Raw genomic sequence first — 15,312 nt, 5'->3', positions numbered from 1 at the left:
CTCGTACTTGGAAAGCGCGTCGGCTGAAGCAGGGTTCCTCGATGACACCCTGTAGACCGCACCGACGCGCTCCCCTCGCCTGCCTCACGGCACGAGGGGTTTTTTGTTGCACCGGCACCAGTCAAACCATCGCAAAACACTCGCAAAAACCCTCAGCTTCGAGAAGAGAATGCCGATGACCGAGCAGGCCACCGGGGCCCACCATCCCCAGCCGCGGGCCCGTAACGGCGGATCGTCGTCCGCCACCGTTGAGCACGTCACGGGTGCGCAGTCCCTCATCCGCTCCCTCGAGGAGGTGGGGGCCGACACGGTATTCGGCATTCCCGGCGGCGCCATCCTTCCGGCGTACGACCCGATGATGGACTCGCAGCGGGTCCGTCACGTCCTGGTCCGCCACGAGCAGGGCGCCGGCCACGCGGCCACCGGCTACGCGCAGGCCACCGGCAGGGTCGGCGTCTGCATGGCGACGAGCGGCCCCGGTGCCACCAACCTGGTCACCCCGATCGCCGACGCGTACCTGGACTCGGTGCCGATCGTCGCGATCACCGGCCAGGTGGCCTCCGCCGCCATCGGCACCGACGCCTTCCAGGAAGCCGACATCTGCGGCATCACGATGCCGGTCACCAAGCACAACTTCCTGGTCACCAAGGCCGAGGACATTCCGCACACCATCGCCGAGGCCTTCCACATCGCCGCCTCCGGCCGTCCGGGGCCCGTCCTGGTCGACATCGCCAAGGACGCGCTCCAGGCGAAGACCACCTTCAGCTGGCCGCCGGTGATGGATCTGCCGGGCTACCGCCCGGTGACCAAGCCGCACGCCAAGCAGATCCGCGAGGCCGCCAAGCTCATCACCCAGGCCAAGCGCCCGGTGCTGTACGTGGGCGGCGGCGTCATGAAGGCCGGGGCCACCGCCGAACTCAAGGTGCTGGCCGAGCTCACCGGAGCGCCCGTCACCACCACGCTGATGGCGCTCGGCTCCTTCCCCGACAGCCACCCGCTGCACGTGGGAATGCCCGGTATGCACGGTGCGGTCACCGCCGTCACCGCGCTGCAGAAGGCCGATCTGATCGTCGCCCTCGGTGCCCGCTTCGACGACCGGGTCACCGGCAAGCTGGACAGCTTCGCCCCGTACGCCAAGATCGTCCACGCCGACATCGACCCGGCGGAGATCGGCAAGAACCGCGCAGCCGACGTGCCGATCGTCGGTGACGCCCGCGAGGTCATCGCCGACCTCGTCCAGGCGGTCCAGGCCGAGCACACCGAGGGCAACACCGGCGACTACGCCGCCTGGTGGAAGGACCTCAACCGCTGGCGCGAGACCTACCCGGTCGGTTACGACCTGCCGCAGGACGGCAGCCTCTCGCCGCAGCAGGTGATCCAGCGCGTCGGTGAACTCGCCCCGGCGGACACGATCTTCGCCGCGGGCGTCGGCCAGCACCAGATGTGGGCCTCGCACTTCATCCAGTACGAGCAGCCCGCCACCTGGCTCAACTCCGGCGGCGCGGGCACGATGGGCTACGCGGTCCCGGCCGCGATGGGCGCCAAGGCCGGCATGCCGGACCGTACGGTCTGGGCGATCGACGGCGACGGCTGCTTCCAGATGACCAACCAGGAACTCACCACCTGCGCGCTCAACAACATCCCGATCAAGGTCGCCATCATCAACAACGGCGCACTCGGGATGGTCCGCCAGTGGCAGACCCTCTTCTACAACCAGCGCTACTCCAACACCGTGCTCCACTCCGGCGCCGACACGGACGGCAACGCGGCCAAGGGCACCCGGGTGCCCGACTTCGTCAAGCTGTCCGAGGCCATGGGCTGCCACGCGATCCGCTGCGAGGACCCGGCCGACCTGGACAAGGTCATCGCCGAGGCCAACTCGATCAACGACCGCCCGGTCGTCGTCGACTTCATCGTCCACGAGGACGCCATGGTGTGGCCGATGGTCGCCGCCGGCACCTCGAACGACGAGGTCATGGCAGCGCGCGGCGTCCGCCCCGACTTCGGCGACAACGAAGACGACTGAGAGACAGAGAGAGACCGACTTCCATGTCCACCAAGCACACGCTCTCCGTCCTGGTCGAGAACAAGCCCGGTGTCCTCGCCCGGATCACCGCCCTGTTCTCCCGCCGCGGCTTCAACATCGACTCGCTCGCGGTCGGTACCACCGAACACCCCGACATCTCCCGCATCACCATCGTCGTGAATGTCGAGGACCTGCCCCTGGAGCAGGTGACCAAGCAGCTCAACAAGCTGGTCAACGTCCTGAAGATCGTCGAACTCGAGCCGGCCGCTGCGATCCAGCGTGAGCTCGTCCTGGTGAAGGTCCGCGCCGACAACGAGACCCGCTCCCAGATCGTCGAGATCGTCCAGCTGTTCCGCGCCAAGACCGTGGACGTCTCCCCGGAGGCCGTCACGATCGAGGCGACCGGCGGCGCCGACAAGCTGGAGGCGATGCTCAAGATGCTGGAGCAGTACGGCATCAAGGAGCTCGTCCAGTCCGGCACCATCGCCATAGGCCGTGGCGCGCGCTCGATCACCGACCGGTCGCTGCGCGCCCTCGACCGCACGGCATAGATCATTCCGGGCCCGCCGTGCCGCTCGCATGGCGAGACCCGAAAACGTAACTGACGCACCCCGCCGTACGGTGGGACGCAACACCTGCACACCAAGGAGAAGACCCAGTGGCCGAGCTGTTCTACGACGACGATGCCGACCTGTCCATCATCCAGGGCCGCAAGGTCGCGGTCCTCGGCTACGGCAGCCAGGGCCACGCCCACGCGCTGTCGCTGCGCGACTCGGGTGTCGACGTCCGCGTCGGTCTGCACGAGGGCTCGAAGTCCAAGGCCAAGGCCGAGGAGCAGGGCCTGCGCGTGGTGACCCCGTCCGAGGCCGCCGCCGAGGCCGACGTCATCATGATCCTGGTGCCGGACCCGATCCAGGCCCAGGTCTACGAGGAGTCCGTCAAGGACAACCTCAAGGACGGCGACGCGCTGTTCTTCGGCCACGGCCTGAACATCCGCTTCGACTTCATCAAGCCGCCGGCCAACGTCGACGTCTGCATGGTCGCCCCGAAGGGCCCGGGTCACCTGGTCCGCCGCCAGTACGAGGAGGGCCGCGGCGTTCCGTGCATCGTGGCCGTCGAGCAGGACGCCACGGGCAAGGGCCTGGAGCTCGCCCTGTCGTACGCCAAGGGCATCGGCGGCACCCGGGCCGGCGTCATCAAGACGACCTTCACCGAGGAGACCGAGACCGACCTGTTCGGTGAGCAGGCCGTCCTCTGCGGTGGCACCGCCGCCCTGGTCAAGGCCGGTTTCGAGACGCTGACCGAGGCCGGCTACCAGCCGGAGATCGCGTACTTCGAGTGCCTGCACGAGCTGAAGCTCATCGTGGACCTCATGTACGAGGGCGGCCTGGAGAAGATGCGCTGGTCCATCTCGGAGACCGCCGAGTGGGGCGACTACGTCACCGGCCCGCGGATCATCACGGACGCCACCAAGGCCGAGATGAAGAAGGTCCTCGCCGAGATCCAGGACGGCACCTTCGCCAAGAACTGGATGGCCGAGTACCACAACGGTCTGCCCAAGTACAACGAGTACAAGAAGGCCGACAGCGACCACCTGCTGGAGACCACGGGCCGTGAGCTGCGCAAGCTCATGAGCTGGGTCAACGACGAGGACGCGTAACGCCTTGGCCCCGGGGGCGGACCACGGTCCGCCCCCGGGGCCGTTTTCACCGCTGGAAGAGGCGGCGTCGTACGTGTGTACAAGTCGTCCAGCCCCGTGTGGGTGATCCTTCCAACGGGGCGCAGTATGCGTCCTCGCGCATGACTACACTTCTCCACACATACACGCGTCAGGCCCACAGTGTCGTGCGTCTTCCACGCGGCAAGCCCCTCCACCGCCTGCGGCCGTCGGGACGGCCGTCCGCACTGGATCTGTGAGGACTCACGTGAGCTCGAAACCTGTCGTACTCATCGCTGAAGAGCTGTCGCCCGCCACGGTGGACGCCCTGGGGCCGGACTTCGAGATCCGGCACTGCAACGGCGCGGACCGCGCCGAGCTCCTCCCCGCGATCGCCGACGTCGACGCCATCCTGGTGCGCTCCGCCACCAAGGTCGACGCCGAGGCCATCGCCGCCGCCAAGAAGCTTCGGGTCGTCGCCCGCGCGGGCGTCGGTCTGGACAACGTCGACGTCTCCGCCGCCACCAAGGCCGGCGTCATGGTCGTGAACGCACCGACCTCCAACATCGTCACCGCCGCCGAGCTCGCCTGCGGTCTCCTCGTCGCCACCGCGCGCAACATCCCCCAGGCCAACACCGCCCTCAAGAACGGCGAGTGGAAGCGCTCCAAGTACACCGGCGTCGAGCTGAGCGAGAAGACCCTCGGTGTCGTCGGCCTCGGCCGCATCGGCGTCCTGGTCGCCCAGCGCATGTCGGCCTTCGGCATGAAGATCGTCGCGTACGACCCCTACGTGCAGCCCGCGCGCGCCGCGCAGATGGGCGTCAAGCTCCTCTCGCTGGACGAGCTGCTGGAGGTCTCCGACTTCATCACCGTGCACCTCCCCAAGACCCCGGAGACGCTCGGCCTGATCGGCGACGAGGCGCTGCACAAGGTGAAGCCCTCGGTGCGCATCGTCAACGCCGCGCGCGGCGGCATCGTCGACGAGGAGGCGCTCGCCTCCGCCCTCAAGGAGGGCCGCGTCGCCGGCGCCGGTCTCGACGTGTACACCAAGGAGCCCTGCACGGACTCCCCGCTGTTCCAGTTCGACCAGGTCGTCTGCACCCCGCACCTCGGCGCCTCCACGGACGAGGCCCAGGAGAAGGCCGGCATCGCGGTCGCCAAGTCGGTGCGTCTCGCGCTCGCCGGTGAGCTCGTGCCGGACGCGGTCAACGTCCAGGGCGGCGTCATCGCCGAGGACGTCCGCCCCGGACTGCCGCTCGCCGAGAAGCTCGGCCGGATCTTCACCGCGCTCGCGGGCGAGGTCGCGGCCCGGCTGGACGTCGAGGTGTACGGCGAGATCACCCAGCACGACGTCAAGGTGCTCGAACTCTCCGCGCTCAAGGGCGTGTTCGAGGACGTCGTCGACGAGACCGTCTCGTACGTGAACGCTCCGCTGTTCGCGCAGGAGCGCGGTGTCGAGGTGCGCCTCACCACCAGCTCCGAGTCGCCCGAGCACCGCAACGTGGTCACCGTCCGGGGCACGCTGTCCAGTGGCGAGGAGATCGCGGTCTCCGGCACCCTGGCGGGCCCCAAGCACCTCCAGAAGATCGTCGCGATCGGCGACCACGACGTGGACCTGGCGCTCGCCGACCACATGGTCGTGCTGCGTTACGACGACCGCCCCGGCGTCGTCGGCGCGGTCGGCAAGATCCTCGGCGAGGCCGGTCTGAACATCGCGGGCATGCAGGTCTCCCGGGCCGCCGCGGGCGGCGAGGCGCTGGTCGTCCTCACCGTGGACGACGACGTGCCGGTGCCGGTGCTGACCGAGATCTCCTCGGAGATCGGCGCGGCCTCGGCCCGCTCGGTGAACCTCACCGGCTGATTCTCCACGGCCCGGGACCGCTCCCGGACCGGCCCGTACCCGGCATGTAGACGTGTGTCTTACACGAACGTCCATGTGCCGGGTACGCTGCTGTCATGGGACATCGTGAGGATCTGCTCGAAGGCGCCAAGCGCTGCCTGCTGGAGAAGGGGTACGCCCGGACGACGGCGCGGGACATCGTGGCGGCCTCGGGAACGAACCTCGCCTCCATCGGCTACCACTACGGCTCCAAGGAGGCTCTGCTCAACCTCGCCTTCCTCAAGGTGACGGAGGAGTGGGGGGACGTGCTGACCAAGGAGGGCGAAGCGGCCGAGGCCGTCCCGGTGCCCCCGGCCCCGCTCGACCAGTTCCGCGAGACCTGGGAGCGGGTGATCGGCAGCTATGAGCAGACCCGCGCCGTCTGGCAGCTCCAGATGGAGGTCATCTCCCGGATCGACTCGGACCCCGAACTGCAGAAGTCTCTCGCCGGTCCGCAGCGTGAGGGCCGCGAAGGCCTCGCCGAGAACATGCTGGGCATCGACCCCGAGACCGATCCCGAGAAGGCACGCGTGGCCGGGCTCTTCTGCCAGGCGCTGCTCGCCGGCGTCATGGTCCAGTGGCTGATGGACAGCGAATCGGCGCCCTCGGCACAGGATCTGACGGACGGGCTGAAGGCGGTACTGGAGGGGCGGGCGCGCACCGCGGCTCCGGACGGATCCACTGAGGGCTGACCCGGAACCCTGGCGGGAGCGGGCGGCGAATCCGCGGGCGGCACCCCTTTCGCCCGGGGGCGCCCTCCGTCTCCTGGCGGGCCGTGCGCGTGTTTCCCGGCGGGGTGTGAGCATGTTCCGGCAGGCCGTGCGCGTGCTCACCGGTCCGTGCGGGACTACGCGTCCCGCGGGGCGGATGCGGGCGTGGGCGTCCGGATGCCCGGGGCGGTGGGTTCGGGCAGGGCGCGGAAGAGGAGCCAGCTCAGGGCGGGCATCGCGATCAGGGGGGTGAGCGCTGTCCTGAGACCGGTGGTGTCGGCGAGGTGCCCCAGCAAGGGGCTGACGAGGCCGCCGATGCTGACGGTGAGACCGAGAGTGACGCCGCTGGCGGTGCCGATGCGGGACGGCAGGTAGTCCTGGCCGAGAGTGACCTGGAGGGAGAAGGGGACGTACAGGCCGGCCGAGGTGAGGGCGATGAAGAGGAACATGGCCGGGCCGGGTGCGTGGACGACTCCGGTGACGGCGGCGATGGAGAGCAGGTAGGACCAGCGGGAGACGCGGACCCGGTCGTAGCGGTTGGCCAGGTTCCCGCCCAGGACCGAGCCGACCGCGCCGCCCAGGAACAGCAGGAACAGGGCCAGGGTCCCCGCGGTGGCGCTGCCGCCCATGCGCTGCTGGGCGTAGAGGGAGATGAAGGTGCTCAGGCCGGTGAAGACGATGGAGCGGAAGACGACCGCCAGGGACAGCTTCACGAACGAGGCCACGTCGTCCGCGCTCCGGGGCGCCCGTGTCCCGGACGCGCCGGGCCCGGGCCGGGCGAGCATCCGCAGCACGGGTACGCACAGCGCGACGCCGGCGAGCGCCGGGAGGACGAGCACGGGTGTCCAGCGCAGGGATCCGTGTCCGATCGCGGCCGACACCATGAGCGGGGCGAGCGCGAAGCCGATGTTGCCGCCGAGGGAGAACCAGCCCATCGCGCTGTGACTGCCGTTGCTGGCCAGCCGGGCCACGCGGGCGGATTCCGGATGGTAGGCGGCCACCCCGACACCGGAGACGGCGACGAAGAACAGGGTGAGGCCGTACGAGCCGCTCAGGCCGCTGAGCCCGATGCCCACCCCGCCCAGCAGGGTGCTGACCGGCAGCAGCCACGGCATCGCCCACCGGTCGGTGAGCGCCCCGAACACCGGCTGGGCCACCGACGAAAGCAGGGACGCCGCCAGCACGATGCCGGAGGCGACGGCGTAGGTGTAGTCCCGTTCGGCCACGAAGAACGGGATCAGCGCCGCGACGGCGCCCTGGTAGATGTCGACGCAGGCGTGGCCCACGGCCAGCAGGGAGATCGATGTGTTCCTTCGCATCCCTTCATGCTGGGAGAGACACCCGGTGTCGCGCTTTCGATAGATTGACAGATGATGCAGAAAATTCGCCACGAACCCATGGCGCCGACCCGGACCCAGCGCCTGGCGTCCGGCGGCGAGATCGACGCGCACCGACACGACGACCATCAGATCGCCTATGCCAGCCGGGGCACCATCGCCGTGACCACCGACGCCGGCTCATGGATCGCGCCCGCCACCCGTGCGCTCTGGATCCCCGCCGGCACCGTCCACCAGCACCAGGCGCACGGTGAACTCGACCTCCACTTCGTCGGCCTGCCCGCCACCTGCAACCCCCTGGGCCTGGACAAACCCGCCGTCCTCGCCGTCAGCCCCCTCCTGCGTGAACTCGTCGTCGCCTATACCCGGGACCCCGACAACGACAGCCCGCCCCATTTGCGCCTGCGCGCGGTCATGCTCGACCAGCTCACCGTCTCCTCCGAACAGCCCCTGCATCTGCCGGCCCCCACCGATCCCCTGCTCCGTGAACTGCACGGCATCCTGCGCGCGGACCCGGCCGACAACCGCTCTCTGGCCGAACTCGGACGCCAGGTCGGCGCCGGCGCTCGCACACTGTCCCGCCGCCTCCGGGACCACCTCGGCCTCACCTACCCGCAGTGGCGCACCCAGATCAGGCTCCACCACGCGCTGATCCTCCTGGCCGGCGAAACCTCCGTCACCGCGGTCGCCCATCGCTGCGGATGGTCGTCCGCCAGCACCTTCATCAACGTCTTCCGCCGCACGTTCGGCCACACCCCCGGCACCCGCCCCACCGCCTGACCGCTCTTCTCGGCCCGTGCCCGCATCGCCGGTTCCCGATACCGTCGTCCCGGTAACGTCGTTGGCTCAGGCAGGAGTTCAAGCGGATGAGGAAGCGGATCCCGAAGCCCGGCAGGAACGGCGGCCGGCGATGAGCGCCCGCGCGGGGGAGACGTTCGACGTCGCACGGGCCGTCGCCGACATCGAGGACCTGCTTGCCGCGCCGCTGCCCGCGAGCGGTCCGACGGTGGCCGAGGGGGACCCGGTCACGGGCGAGTGGGCCGTCACCACGGGCCAGGGCTTCCGGATCGTCCCGCTCTGGGAGAGCGATCCCCTCGACGGGCCGGACGGGCCGGACGGGCCGGACGAGGCGGAGGAGGTGGCCGAGGCGCGGCTGGCCGCGCTCGTCGGGGAGCTGGATGCCCGCTGGGGAGGCCATCACCCGGTGGCGGTCCATGTGGCACTGCTCCTCAGGGAGCACGGGGAACCGGAAGCGGTGCCGCCGCTGTTCGGGGCGCTGCTCGACGAGGACTGTTACGGAGACCTGAGCGCGTGGGGCCCGGTGTCCGCGCGGGACCGGTGGGTCGGCGTGGGTGTCGGACGCAGCGACGGGGACGCGCCCCTGGTCATGGCCGCCGTCGTCAGCGACCGCCCGATCGTCGCTCCCGACCCGCCGTCCTGGCTGTAGGCCGCGTACGCGGACCGTGTCCGCAGTCCGTGTCCACGGGGCGCACGGGGCGCTTACGCAGACCGTGTCCGCAGGCTGCCTCACGCCGGAGGCAGCGCCCGGCAGAGCGCGTCCAGCGCCGCGGTGAACGCGTGGTCCGGAGGGGCGGCGTAACCCACGACCAGGCCGTCCGGGGCCGCAGCCGTCGCGGCCGGATGGCGGAAGGTGTCCAGCCCGTCCAGGGCGAGGCCCTGCCAGGCAGCGGCCTTCACCGTGGAGCGCTCGGTGCCGGGCGGCAGCCGCAGGACGGCGTGCAGACCGGCGGCGATGCCGGTGGGCGTGATGTGCGGGGCGTGCTCGGCGAGCGCCGCGACGAGCCGGTCACGGCGGTCGCGGTAGCTCCGCCGCATCCGGCGGACATGGCGGTCGTACTGACCCGAGGAGATCAGCTCGGCGAGGGTCAGCTGATCCGGCACGCCGGCCCAGGCCTCCCGCTCACCCTTGGCGGTCAGTACCCGGTCGACGAGCCGTTCCGGCAGCACCATCCAGCCCAGGCGGACCGCCGGTGAGAGGGTCTTGCTGACCGAGCCGGCATAGAGGACCCGGTCCGGGTCCAGCCCCTGTACGGCACCCACCGGTTCCCGGTCGTACCGGAACTCCCCGTCGTAGTCGTCCTCCACGACCAGCCCGCCCCGGGCGCGCGCCCAGTCGACGACGGCCGAGCGCCGCTCGGGGCGCAGGGGGCCGCCGGTGGGGAACTGATGAGCCGGAGTCAGCAGGACACTCCGCACACCGGGGAGCCCGGCCAGCTCGTCGACGCGCGCGCCGTCCTCGTCGAGAGCCAGCGGGACCGTGCGCACCGAGGCGGCGTCCAGGATCGAACGGTGGAAGCCGAGCCCGTACGACTCCACGGCCAGCGGACCGCGCAGGATGCCGCCCCCGGACAGCAGCCGCAGGGCATGGGCGAACCCCGAGCAGATCACGATGCGTTCGGGTGTGGTGCGGACACCGCGCGAGCGCCCCAGATAGTCCGTCAGCGCGCGGCGGAGTTCGATCCTGCCCTGGGGGTCACCGGGTCCGAAGGCGTCGTTCGGTGCCGTGTTCAGGGCGCGCCGGGAGGCGGCGAGCCAGGCGGTGCGCGGAAACGAACCGCCGTCCGGTCTGCCCTGCCGCAGGTCGTGCACGGGGCCGCCCGGACGGTGCGGCGCCTTCTTCGGTGACCGGGCGGACGCCACGGGGGCGGCGCGCCGGGCGACCCGGGTCCCGGAACCCTGACGGGCGGTCAGCCAGCCCTCCGCGACCAGTTCGGCGTACGCGTCGGCGACGGTGTTGCGGGCCAGGCCGAGATCGGCGGCGAGCGACCGGTAGGGCGGCAGCAGGGTTCCGGGGGCCAGCCTCCCGTCCCGTACGGCGTCACGCAGCGCCCGGATGAGGACGGCCCGGCGGCTGCCCGGCCCGGCCAGGTCGAGAAGCAGGTCACTGCCGATCCGCTCAGCGGAATTGACCCATGAATCCGGCATGGAAATGCACTCTACGCGAGGTCTTTGGGGCTCATAACGTAGTGGACATGACGAACCAAGGAACAGCAGTCCGCGCTCCTCGTATCAACTTCGCCAAGGCCGCCCCGAAGGCGTTCAAGGCCCTCATCGGCTTCGACGCCGCCGCACGCCAGGGCCTGGACCCCGCGCTCGTCGAGCTGGTGCAGATCCGTTCCTCGCAGCTCAACGGCTGTGCGTACTGCCTGCACATGCACACCAAGGACGCCCGTAAGGCGGGGGAGAGCGAGGAGCGGCTGCACATGGTGGCCGTGTGGCGGGAGGCCGCCCACTTCTTCACCGCCGAGGAGCAGGCCGCGCTCGCGCTCACCGAGGCCGTCACCCTGGTCTCCCGCGGCGGAGTCCCCGACGACGTCTACGCGCAGGCGGCGGCGGTGTTCGACGAGACCCGGCTCGCCGGACTGCTGGCGCTGATCTTCACCATCAACACGTGGAACCGCATCGCCCTGTCCACCGGCAAAGTCGCGGGCACCGACGAGCGGGCGGCGTAGGGGCTGTCCCGCACGGGCTGTTCCGCACGGGCTGTTCCGCAGGGGCTGTCTCGCACGGGCTGTTCCGCAGGGGCTGTTCCGCAGGGCCTCAGAGGCGGGACGCCTTGAGCGCCATGTGCAGCAGCAGCCGGTCCTCGCCGTCGTTCAGATCGAGGCCGGTGAGCTGCTGGACCCGGGACAGGCGGTAGTACAGCGTCTGCCGGTGGACGCCCAGTTCGGCGGCGGTCCGGGAGGCCTGGCCCGCGCAGTCGAGGAACACCTCGGCGGTGTGCGCCAGATCCCGGTGCGGCGGGGTGAGCAGGGGGCGGACGGTGTGGTCCGGCAGGGTGTCCGGGGTGAGCGCTGTCAGCAGCCGGTACGGGCCGATGGCCGACCACTGGGCGACCGGGCCGAACCGGGTCTCCGCCGCTGCCGCCCGCGCCGCGGCGGATGCCTCGTGCCAGGCGCCGGCCAGCTCGGCGAGGCCGCGGCGCGGGACCGCGATCCCGGCGGTGGCGGCCGTCCCCCCGGTGGTGCGCAGCCGGTCGGCGGCGGTGAGCGCCGGGTCCAGGACGTCGTGCGACCGCAGACGGACCAGCGCGGCCAGTGCCGGGGTGCCCGGACCGCCCGGGAACGGGGCGGCGGACAGGGCCGCCGCCGACGGCACCGTACGCACCGACGGCGGATCGTCCGGCCATGGCGTCACACACACCACGGTGTGCAGCCCGTCCGCGTCCGGACCCAGCGCCTCGCTGAACGCGGCCACCGCCATGTCGCGCTGCCAGCCGGGCCCCGCCGCGAGGACCGCGCCGAACTCCCGGGACAGATCGGTGCCCGCACGCGCCTCGTCGGAGAGCAGTGCCCCGATCCGGGCCGCCACGTCCATGGCCGCTTCGAGCTGCTGGTCGGTCGGCCCCGGGGTGGCGTCCAGCAGCCAGACGTAACCGAGCACGACACCCCGATGGCGTACGGGCAGACAGATCCGGTCCCGGTAGACACCGGCCTCCGGCGCGGCCGGGATGCGGACGGGGCCCGTGGCACGGGTGATGCCGAAGTTCTCGAACCAGGCGCGGACCGCCGGGGTCGAGCGGCGGGTCAGGATCGAACGGGTGCGGACCGGGTCCATCGCCGTGTCGTCGTCGCTGTCGTGGGCGCCGAAGGCGACCAGGCCGAAGTCGCGGTTCTCCAGCGTCGCCGGGACGCCGAGCAGCGCGGAGATCTCGTCGACCAGCTCCTGGTAATCGCCCTTCACCCGGCCATTCTCGCACCCCTTCAGACATATGTCTGAGATCCAGGGCACGGATGCGTGACAGCTGTCGATGGCACAGGATCGGAGAGATCCTTAGATTTCACGGTGGTTCTCCGTGCTGTTCCGCTTATGTGCCCTTTCGGGCATGTGCGGCGGTTCGGCCTTCGTTCGTACTTTCCGTGGAGGTGCCCCGTGCTGGGTCCCGTGATTCTCGCCGCGTCCCGCAGCGACAAGATGCGCCGTTTCATCTCGGCAGCCCCGGGCACGAAGCAGGTCGTCGACCGGTTCATCGCCGGTGAGACGGTCGAGCACGTCGTCCCGATCATCGAGGACGCCACCGGCAAGGGCCTCGAAGTCACCCTCGACGTGGTCGGCGAGGACATCACCACCCCCGAGCAGGCCGCCGCCGCACGCGACGCCTACCTGGAGCTCATCGGCCGCCTCAAGGACCTCGGCCTGGGAACGAAGGCGGAGATGTCCGTCAAGCTCTCCATGTTCGGCCAGGCGCTGGAGAACGGTCACGAGCTGGCCCTCGCCAACGTCCGCCCGGTCGTCGAGGCCGCCGCCGCGATCGGCACCACGGTCACCCTGGACGCCGAGGACCACACCACCCTGGACTCGATGTTCGCCATCCACGAGGAGCTGCGGAAGGACTACCCGCAGACCGGATGCGTCATCCAGGCCTACCTCTTCCGCACCGAGGACGACGCCCGCCGCCTGGCCGGCGCCGGCAGCCGGGTGCGCATCGTGAAGGGCGCCTACAAGGAGCCCGCCTCCGTGGCGTACCAGGACAAGGCCGAGATCGACAAGGCGTACGTCCGCATCCTGAAGACGCTGATGGAGGGCGAGGGCTACCCGATGATCGGGTCCCACGACCCGCGCCTGATCGCCATCGCCCAGGAGCTGGGCCGCAAGGCCGGGCGCAAGCTCGACGAGTACGAGTTCCAGATGCTGTACGGCATCCGCAGCGACGAGCACATCCGGCTCGCGGCCGAGGGCCACCGCATGCGTGTGTACACCGCGTACGGCACCGACTGGTACGGCTACTTCATGCGACGTCTCGCGGAGAAGCCGGCCAACCTGCTGTTCTTCGGCCGCTCCATCCTCACCAAGGGCTGAGCCCCCTCCCTCTCTCTACCTAAGGAGAAACGGAACTCATGGACGCTGTGACCCAGGTCCCCGCGCCGGTCAACGAGCCGGTCCACTCCTACGCCCCGGGCTCCCCGGAGCGCGCCCGCCTGGAGGCGAAGCTCAAGGAGCTCAGCCAGAACCCGATCGACCTGCCGATGACCATCGGCGGGGAGAAGCGGATGGGTGGCGGCGAGCGTTTCGACGTCGTCCAGCCGCACAACCACAAGTCCGTCATCGGTACGTTCGCCGGCGCCACCGAGCAGGACGCGCAGGACGCGGTCGACGCCGCCCTCGCCGCCGCCCCGGCCTGGCGCGCGATGTCGTTCGACGACCGCGCCGCCATCATCCTGCGCGCCGCCGAGCTGCTCTCCGGCCCGTGGCGCGAGACGCTGGCCGCCTCCACGATGCTCGGCCAGGGCAAGACCGCCCAGCAGGCCGAGATCGACTGCCCGTGTGAGCTCGTCGACTTCTGGCGCTTCAACGTGCACTACGCGCGCCAGATCCTGGCCGAGCAGCCCCCGGCGAACTCCGCGGGTGTGTGGAACCGCATGGACCACCGCCCGCTGGAGGGCTTCGTCTACGCGATCACGCCGTTCAACTTCTCGGCCATCGCGGCCAACCTGCCCACCGCCCCGGCCCTCATGGGCAACGTGGTGGTCTGGAAGCCGTCCCCCACCCAGACCCACGCCGCCGTGCTGCTGATGCAGCTCCTGGAGGAGGCCGGTCTGCCCAAGGGCGTCATCAACCTGGTGACCGGTGACGGCATCGCCGTCTCCGAGGTGGTCCTGAACCACCGCGATCTGGCCGGCATCCACTTCACCGGCTCGACCCCCACCTTCCAGCACCTGTGGAAGACGGTCGGCAACAACATCGCGAACTACCGCACCTACCCGCGCCTCGTCGGTGAGACCGGCGGCAAGGACTTCGTCGTCGCCCACCCGTCGGCCGACCACGCCGTCCTGAAGACCGCGCTCACCCGCGGCTCCTTCGAGTACCAGGGCCAGAAGTGCTCGGCGTCCTCGCGCGCCTACGTCCCGGCCTCCATCTGGTACTCCGGTTTCAAGGAGAAGTTCGCGGCCGAGGTCGACTCCATCACCATGGGCGACGTCACCGACCTGTCGCACTTCATGGGCGCCGTCATCGACGACCGCTCGTTCGCGAAGAACAAGGCCGCCATCGACCGCGCCGCGGCCGACCCGGCGTGCACGATCATCGCCGGCGGCACGTACGACGACTCGGTGGGCTACTTCGTCCGCCCGACCGTCATCGAGTGCAGCGACCCCGAGAACGAGGTCTTCACGACCGAGTACTTCGGTCCGATCCTCGCCGTCCACGTCTACGAGGACGACAAGTTCGACGAGATGCTGGAGCAGATGGAGTCGGTCTCCGACTACGCCCTGACCGGTTCCGTCATCGCGAACGACCGCGCCGCGGCGGCGTACACGATGGAGAAGCTGCGGTACGCCGCGGGCAACTTCTACATCAACGACAAGTCGACCGGTGCCGTCGTCGGCCAGCAGCCCTTCGGTGGCGGCCGCGCCTCGGGTACGAACGACAAGGCGGGCGCCCCGCAGAACCTCCAGCGCTGGACCCTGACCCGGGCCATCAAGGAGACGCTGGTCCCGCCGACCGAGTACACCTACCCCCACCAGGGCTGATGCCCCACCGGGGCTGATGCCCCACCGGGGCTGATGCCCCACCGGGGCTGATGCCCCACCGGGGCTGATGCCCCACCGGGGCTGATGCCCCACCGGGGCGCCGCCCTCCCGGCGCCCCGCCCCGAACTCCGCCTCCCGACCGGTTCCCCTGCCGGCCGGGAGGCGGTTTCCATGTACGGGGGCCGACGCAGCCCCGGCCGTTTCCGTGTACGG

13 protein-coding genes are annotated in these 15,312 nt (G+C 70.4%); 10 read left to right on the top strand and 3 right to left on the bottom strand.

Features of this window, described 5'->3' with window-relative positions; translation table 11 throughout:
• Positions 1–169: 169 nt before the first annotated feature.
• The 5 genes from ACZ4LX_RS26955 to ACZ4LX_RS26935 all read left to right on the top strand — a co-directional run bounded on the left by ACZ4LX_RS26955 (position 170) and on the right by ACZ4LX_RS26935 (position 6,254).
• Positions 170–2,026, top strand: a complete 1,857-nt coding sequence (locus tag ACZ4LX_RS26955; RefSeq protein ID WP_467649674.1) for an acetolactate synthase large subunit — start codon at positions 170–172, stop codon at positions 2,024–2,026.
• 23 nt (positions 2,027–2,049) lie between these two features.
• Complete coding sequence (gene ilvN / locus ACZ4LX_RS26950) at positions 2,050–2,577, top strand: acetolactate synthase small subunit (RefSeq protein WP_147971013.1); 528 nt, start codon at positions 2,050–2,052, stop codon at positions 2,575–2,577.
• A 107-nt stretch (positions 2,578–2,684) separates the two neighbouring features.
• The gene (gene ilvC / locus ACZ4LX_RS26945) at positions 2,685–3,686 is read left to right on the top strand and encodes a ketol-acid reductoisomerase (protein ID WP_467721294.1); all 1,002 of its coding nucleotides are present in this window, start codon (positions 2,685–2,687) and stop codon (positions 3,684–3,686) included.
• A gap of 265 nt (positions 3,687–3,951) precedes the next feature.
• On the top strand, positions 3,952–5,544 hold the full coding sequence (serA, locus tag ACZ4LX_RS26940; protein WP_467641128.1) for a phosphoglycerate dehydrogenase: 1,593 nt from the start codon (positions 3,952–3,954) through the stop codon (positions 5,542–5,544).
• Between the two features lie 95 nt (positions 5,545–5,639).
• Positions 5,640–6,254: a TetR/AcrR family transcriptional regulator gene (locus ACZ4LX_RS26935; protein WP_467641125.1), complete on the top strand. Its 615-nt coding sequence runs from the start codon at positions 5,640–5,642 to the stop codon at positions 6,252–6,254.
• Positions 6,255–6,409: 155 nt separating this feature from the next.
• On the opposite strand, the gene ACZ4LX_RS26930 is transcribed toward ACZ4LX_RS26935, so the two are convergent.
• A complete protein-coding gene (locus tag ACZ4LX_RS26930) occupies positions 6,410–7,591 on the bottom strand; it encodes an MFS transporter (RefSeq protein WP_467641122.1) in 1,182 nt (393 codons plus the stop codon).
• A gap of 51 nt (positions 7,592–7,642) precedes the next feature.
• On the opposite strand from ACZ4LX_RS26930, the gene ACZ4LX_RS26925 reads away from it, so the two are divergent.
• Together ACZ4LX_RS26925 and ACZ4LX_RS26920 are read left to right on the top strand one after the other, a co-directional pair.
• Entirely contained in the window at positions 7,643–8,389 is a 747-nt protein-coding gene (locus ACZ4LX_RS26925; RefSeq protein WP_467641119.1) for an AraC family transcriptional regulator, read from the top strand.
• Between the two features lie 130 nt (positions 8,390–8,519).
• Positions 8,520–9,056 (top strand): hypothetical protein, encoded by a 537-nt coding sequence (locus ACZ4LX_RS26920; protein WP_467641116.1) that lies wholly within the window; start codon positions 8,520–8,522, stop codon positions 9,054–9,056.
• A gap of 80 nt (positions 9,057–9,136) precedes the next feature.
• Here the strand turns inward: ACZ4LX_RS26920 and pdxR are convergent, their stop codons facing one another.
• Positions 9,137–10,555 (bottom strand): MocR-like pyridoxine biosynthesis transcription factor PdxR, encoded by a 1,419-nt coding sequence (pdxR, locus tag ACZ4LX_RS26915; RefSeq protein WP_467641113.1) that lies wholly within the window; start codon positions 10,553–10,555, stop codon positions 9,137–9,139.
• Positions 10,556–10,602: 47 nt separating this feature from the next.
• Here pdxR and ACZ4LX_RS26910 point away from each other — a divergent pair, with 47 nt between their 5' ends.
• Complete coding sequence (locus ACZ4LX_RS26910) at positions 10,603–11,082, top strand: carboxymuconolactone decarboxylase family protein (RefSeq protein WP_467641110.1); 480 nt, start codon at positions 10,603–10,605, stop codon at positions 11,080–11,082.
• Positions 11,083–11,170: 88 nt separating this feature from the next.
• Here the strand turns inward: ACZ4LX_RS26910 and ACZ4LX_RS26905 are convergent, their stop codons facing one another.
• On the bottom strand, positions 11,171–12,313 hold the full coding sequence (locus tag ACZ4LX_RS26905; protein ID WP_467641107.1) for a PucR family transcriptional regulator: 1,143 nt from the start codon (positions 12,311–12,313) through the stop codon (positions 11,171–11,173).
• Between the two features lie 189 nt (positions 12,314–12,502).
• On the opposite strand from ACZ4LX_RS26905, the gene ACZ4LX_RS26900 reads away from it, so the two are divergent.
• Positions 12,503–13,429: a proline dehydrogenase family protein gene (locus ACZ4LX_RS26900; RefSeq protein WP_467641104.1), complete on the top strand. Its 927-nt coding sequence runs from the start codon at positions 12,503–12,505 to the stop codon at positions 13,427–13,429.
• Between the two features lie 38 nt (positions 13,430–13,467).
• The gene (gene pruA / locus ACZ4LX_RS26895) at positions 13,468–15,099 is read left to right on the top strand and encodes an L-glutamate gamma-semialdehyde dehydrogenase (RefSeq protein WP_467641101.1); all 1,632 of its coding nucleotides are present in this window, start codon (positions 13,468–13,470) and stop codon (positions 15,097–15,099) included.
• Positions 15,100–15,312: the final 213 nt, after the last annotated feature.

The sequence above is a fragment of the Streptomyces sp. NPDC026062 genome, assembly GCF_055568375.1.
This window is presented reverse-complemented; position numbering and strand designations above follow the sequence as displayed.

What these genes read in the sequence shown, in the direction of transcription:
- ACZ4LX_RS26955 (WP_467649674.1), top strand. Translation starts at nt 170, where the DNA reads ATGCCGATGACCGAGCAGGCCACCGGGGCCCACCATCCCCAGCCGCGG.
- ilvN (WP_147971013.1), top strand. Translation starts at nt 2,050, where the DNA reads ATGTCCACCAAGCACACGCTCTCCGTCCTGGTCGAGAACAAGCCCGGT.
- ACZ4LX_RS26935 (WP_467641125.1), top strand. Translation starts at nt 5,640, where the DNA reads ATGGGACATCGTGAGGATCTGCTCGAAGGCGCCAAGCGCTGCCTGCTG.
- ACZ4LX_RS26930 (WP_467641122.1), bottom strand. Translation starts at nt 7,591, where the DNA reads ATGCGAAGGAACACATCGATCTCCCTGCTGGCCGTGGGCCACGCCTGC.
- ACZ4LX_RS26925 (WP_467641119.1), top strand. Translation starts at nt 7,643, where the DNA reads ATGATGCAGAAAATTCGCCACGAACCCATGGCGCCGACCCGGACCCAG.
- ACZ4LX_RS26920 (WP_467641116.1), top strand. Translation starts at nt 8,520, where the DNA reads ATGAGCGCCCGCGCGGGGGAGACGTTCGACGTCGCACGGGCCGTCGCC.
- pdxR (WP_467641113.1), bottom strand. Translation starts at nt 10,555, where the DNA reads ATGCCGGATTCATGGGTCAATTCCGCTGAGCGGATCGGCAGTGACCTG.
- ACZ4LX_RS26910 (WP_467641110.1), top strand. Translation starts at nt 10,603, where the DNA reads ATGACGAACCAAGGAACAGCAGTCCGCGCTCCTCGTATCAACTTCGCC.
- pruA (WP_467641101.1), top strand. Translation starts at nt 13,468, where the DNA reads ATGGACGCTGTGACCCAGGTCCCCGCGCCGGTCAACGAGCCGGTCCAC.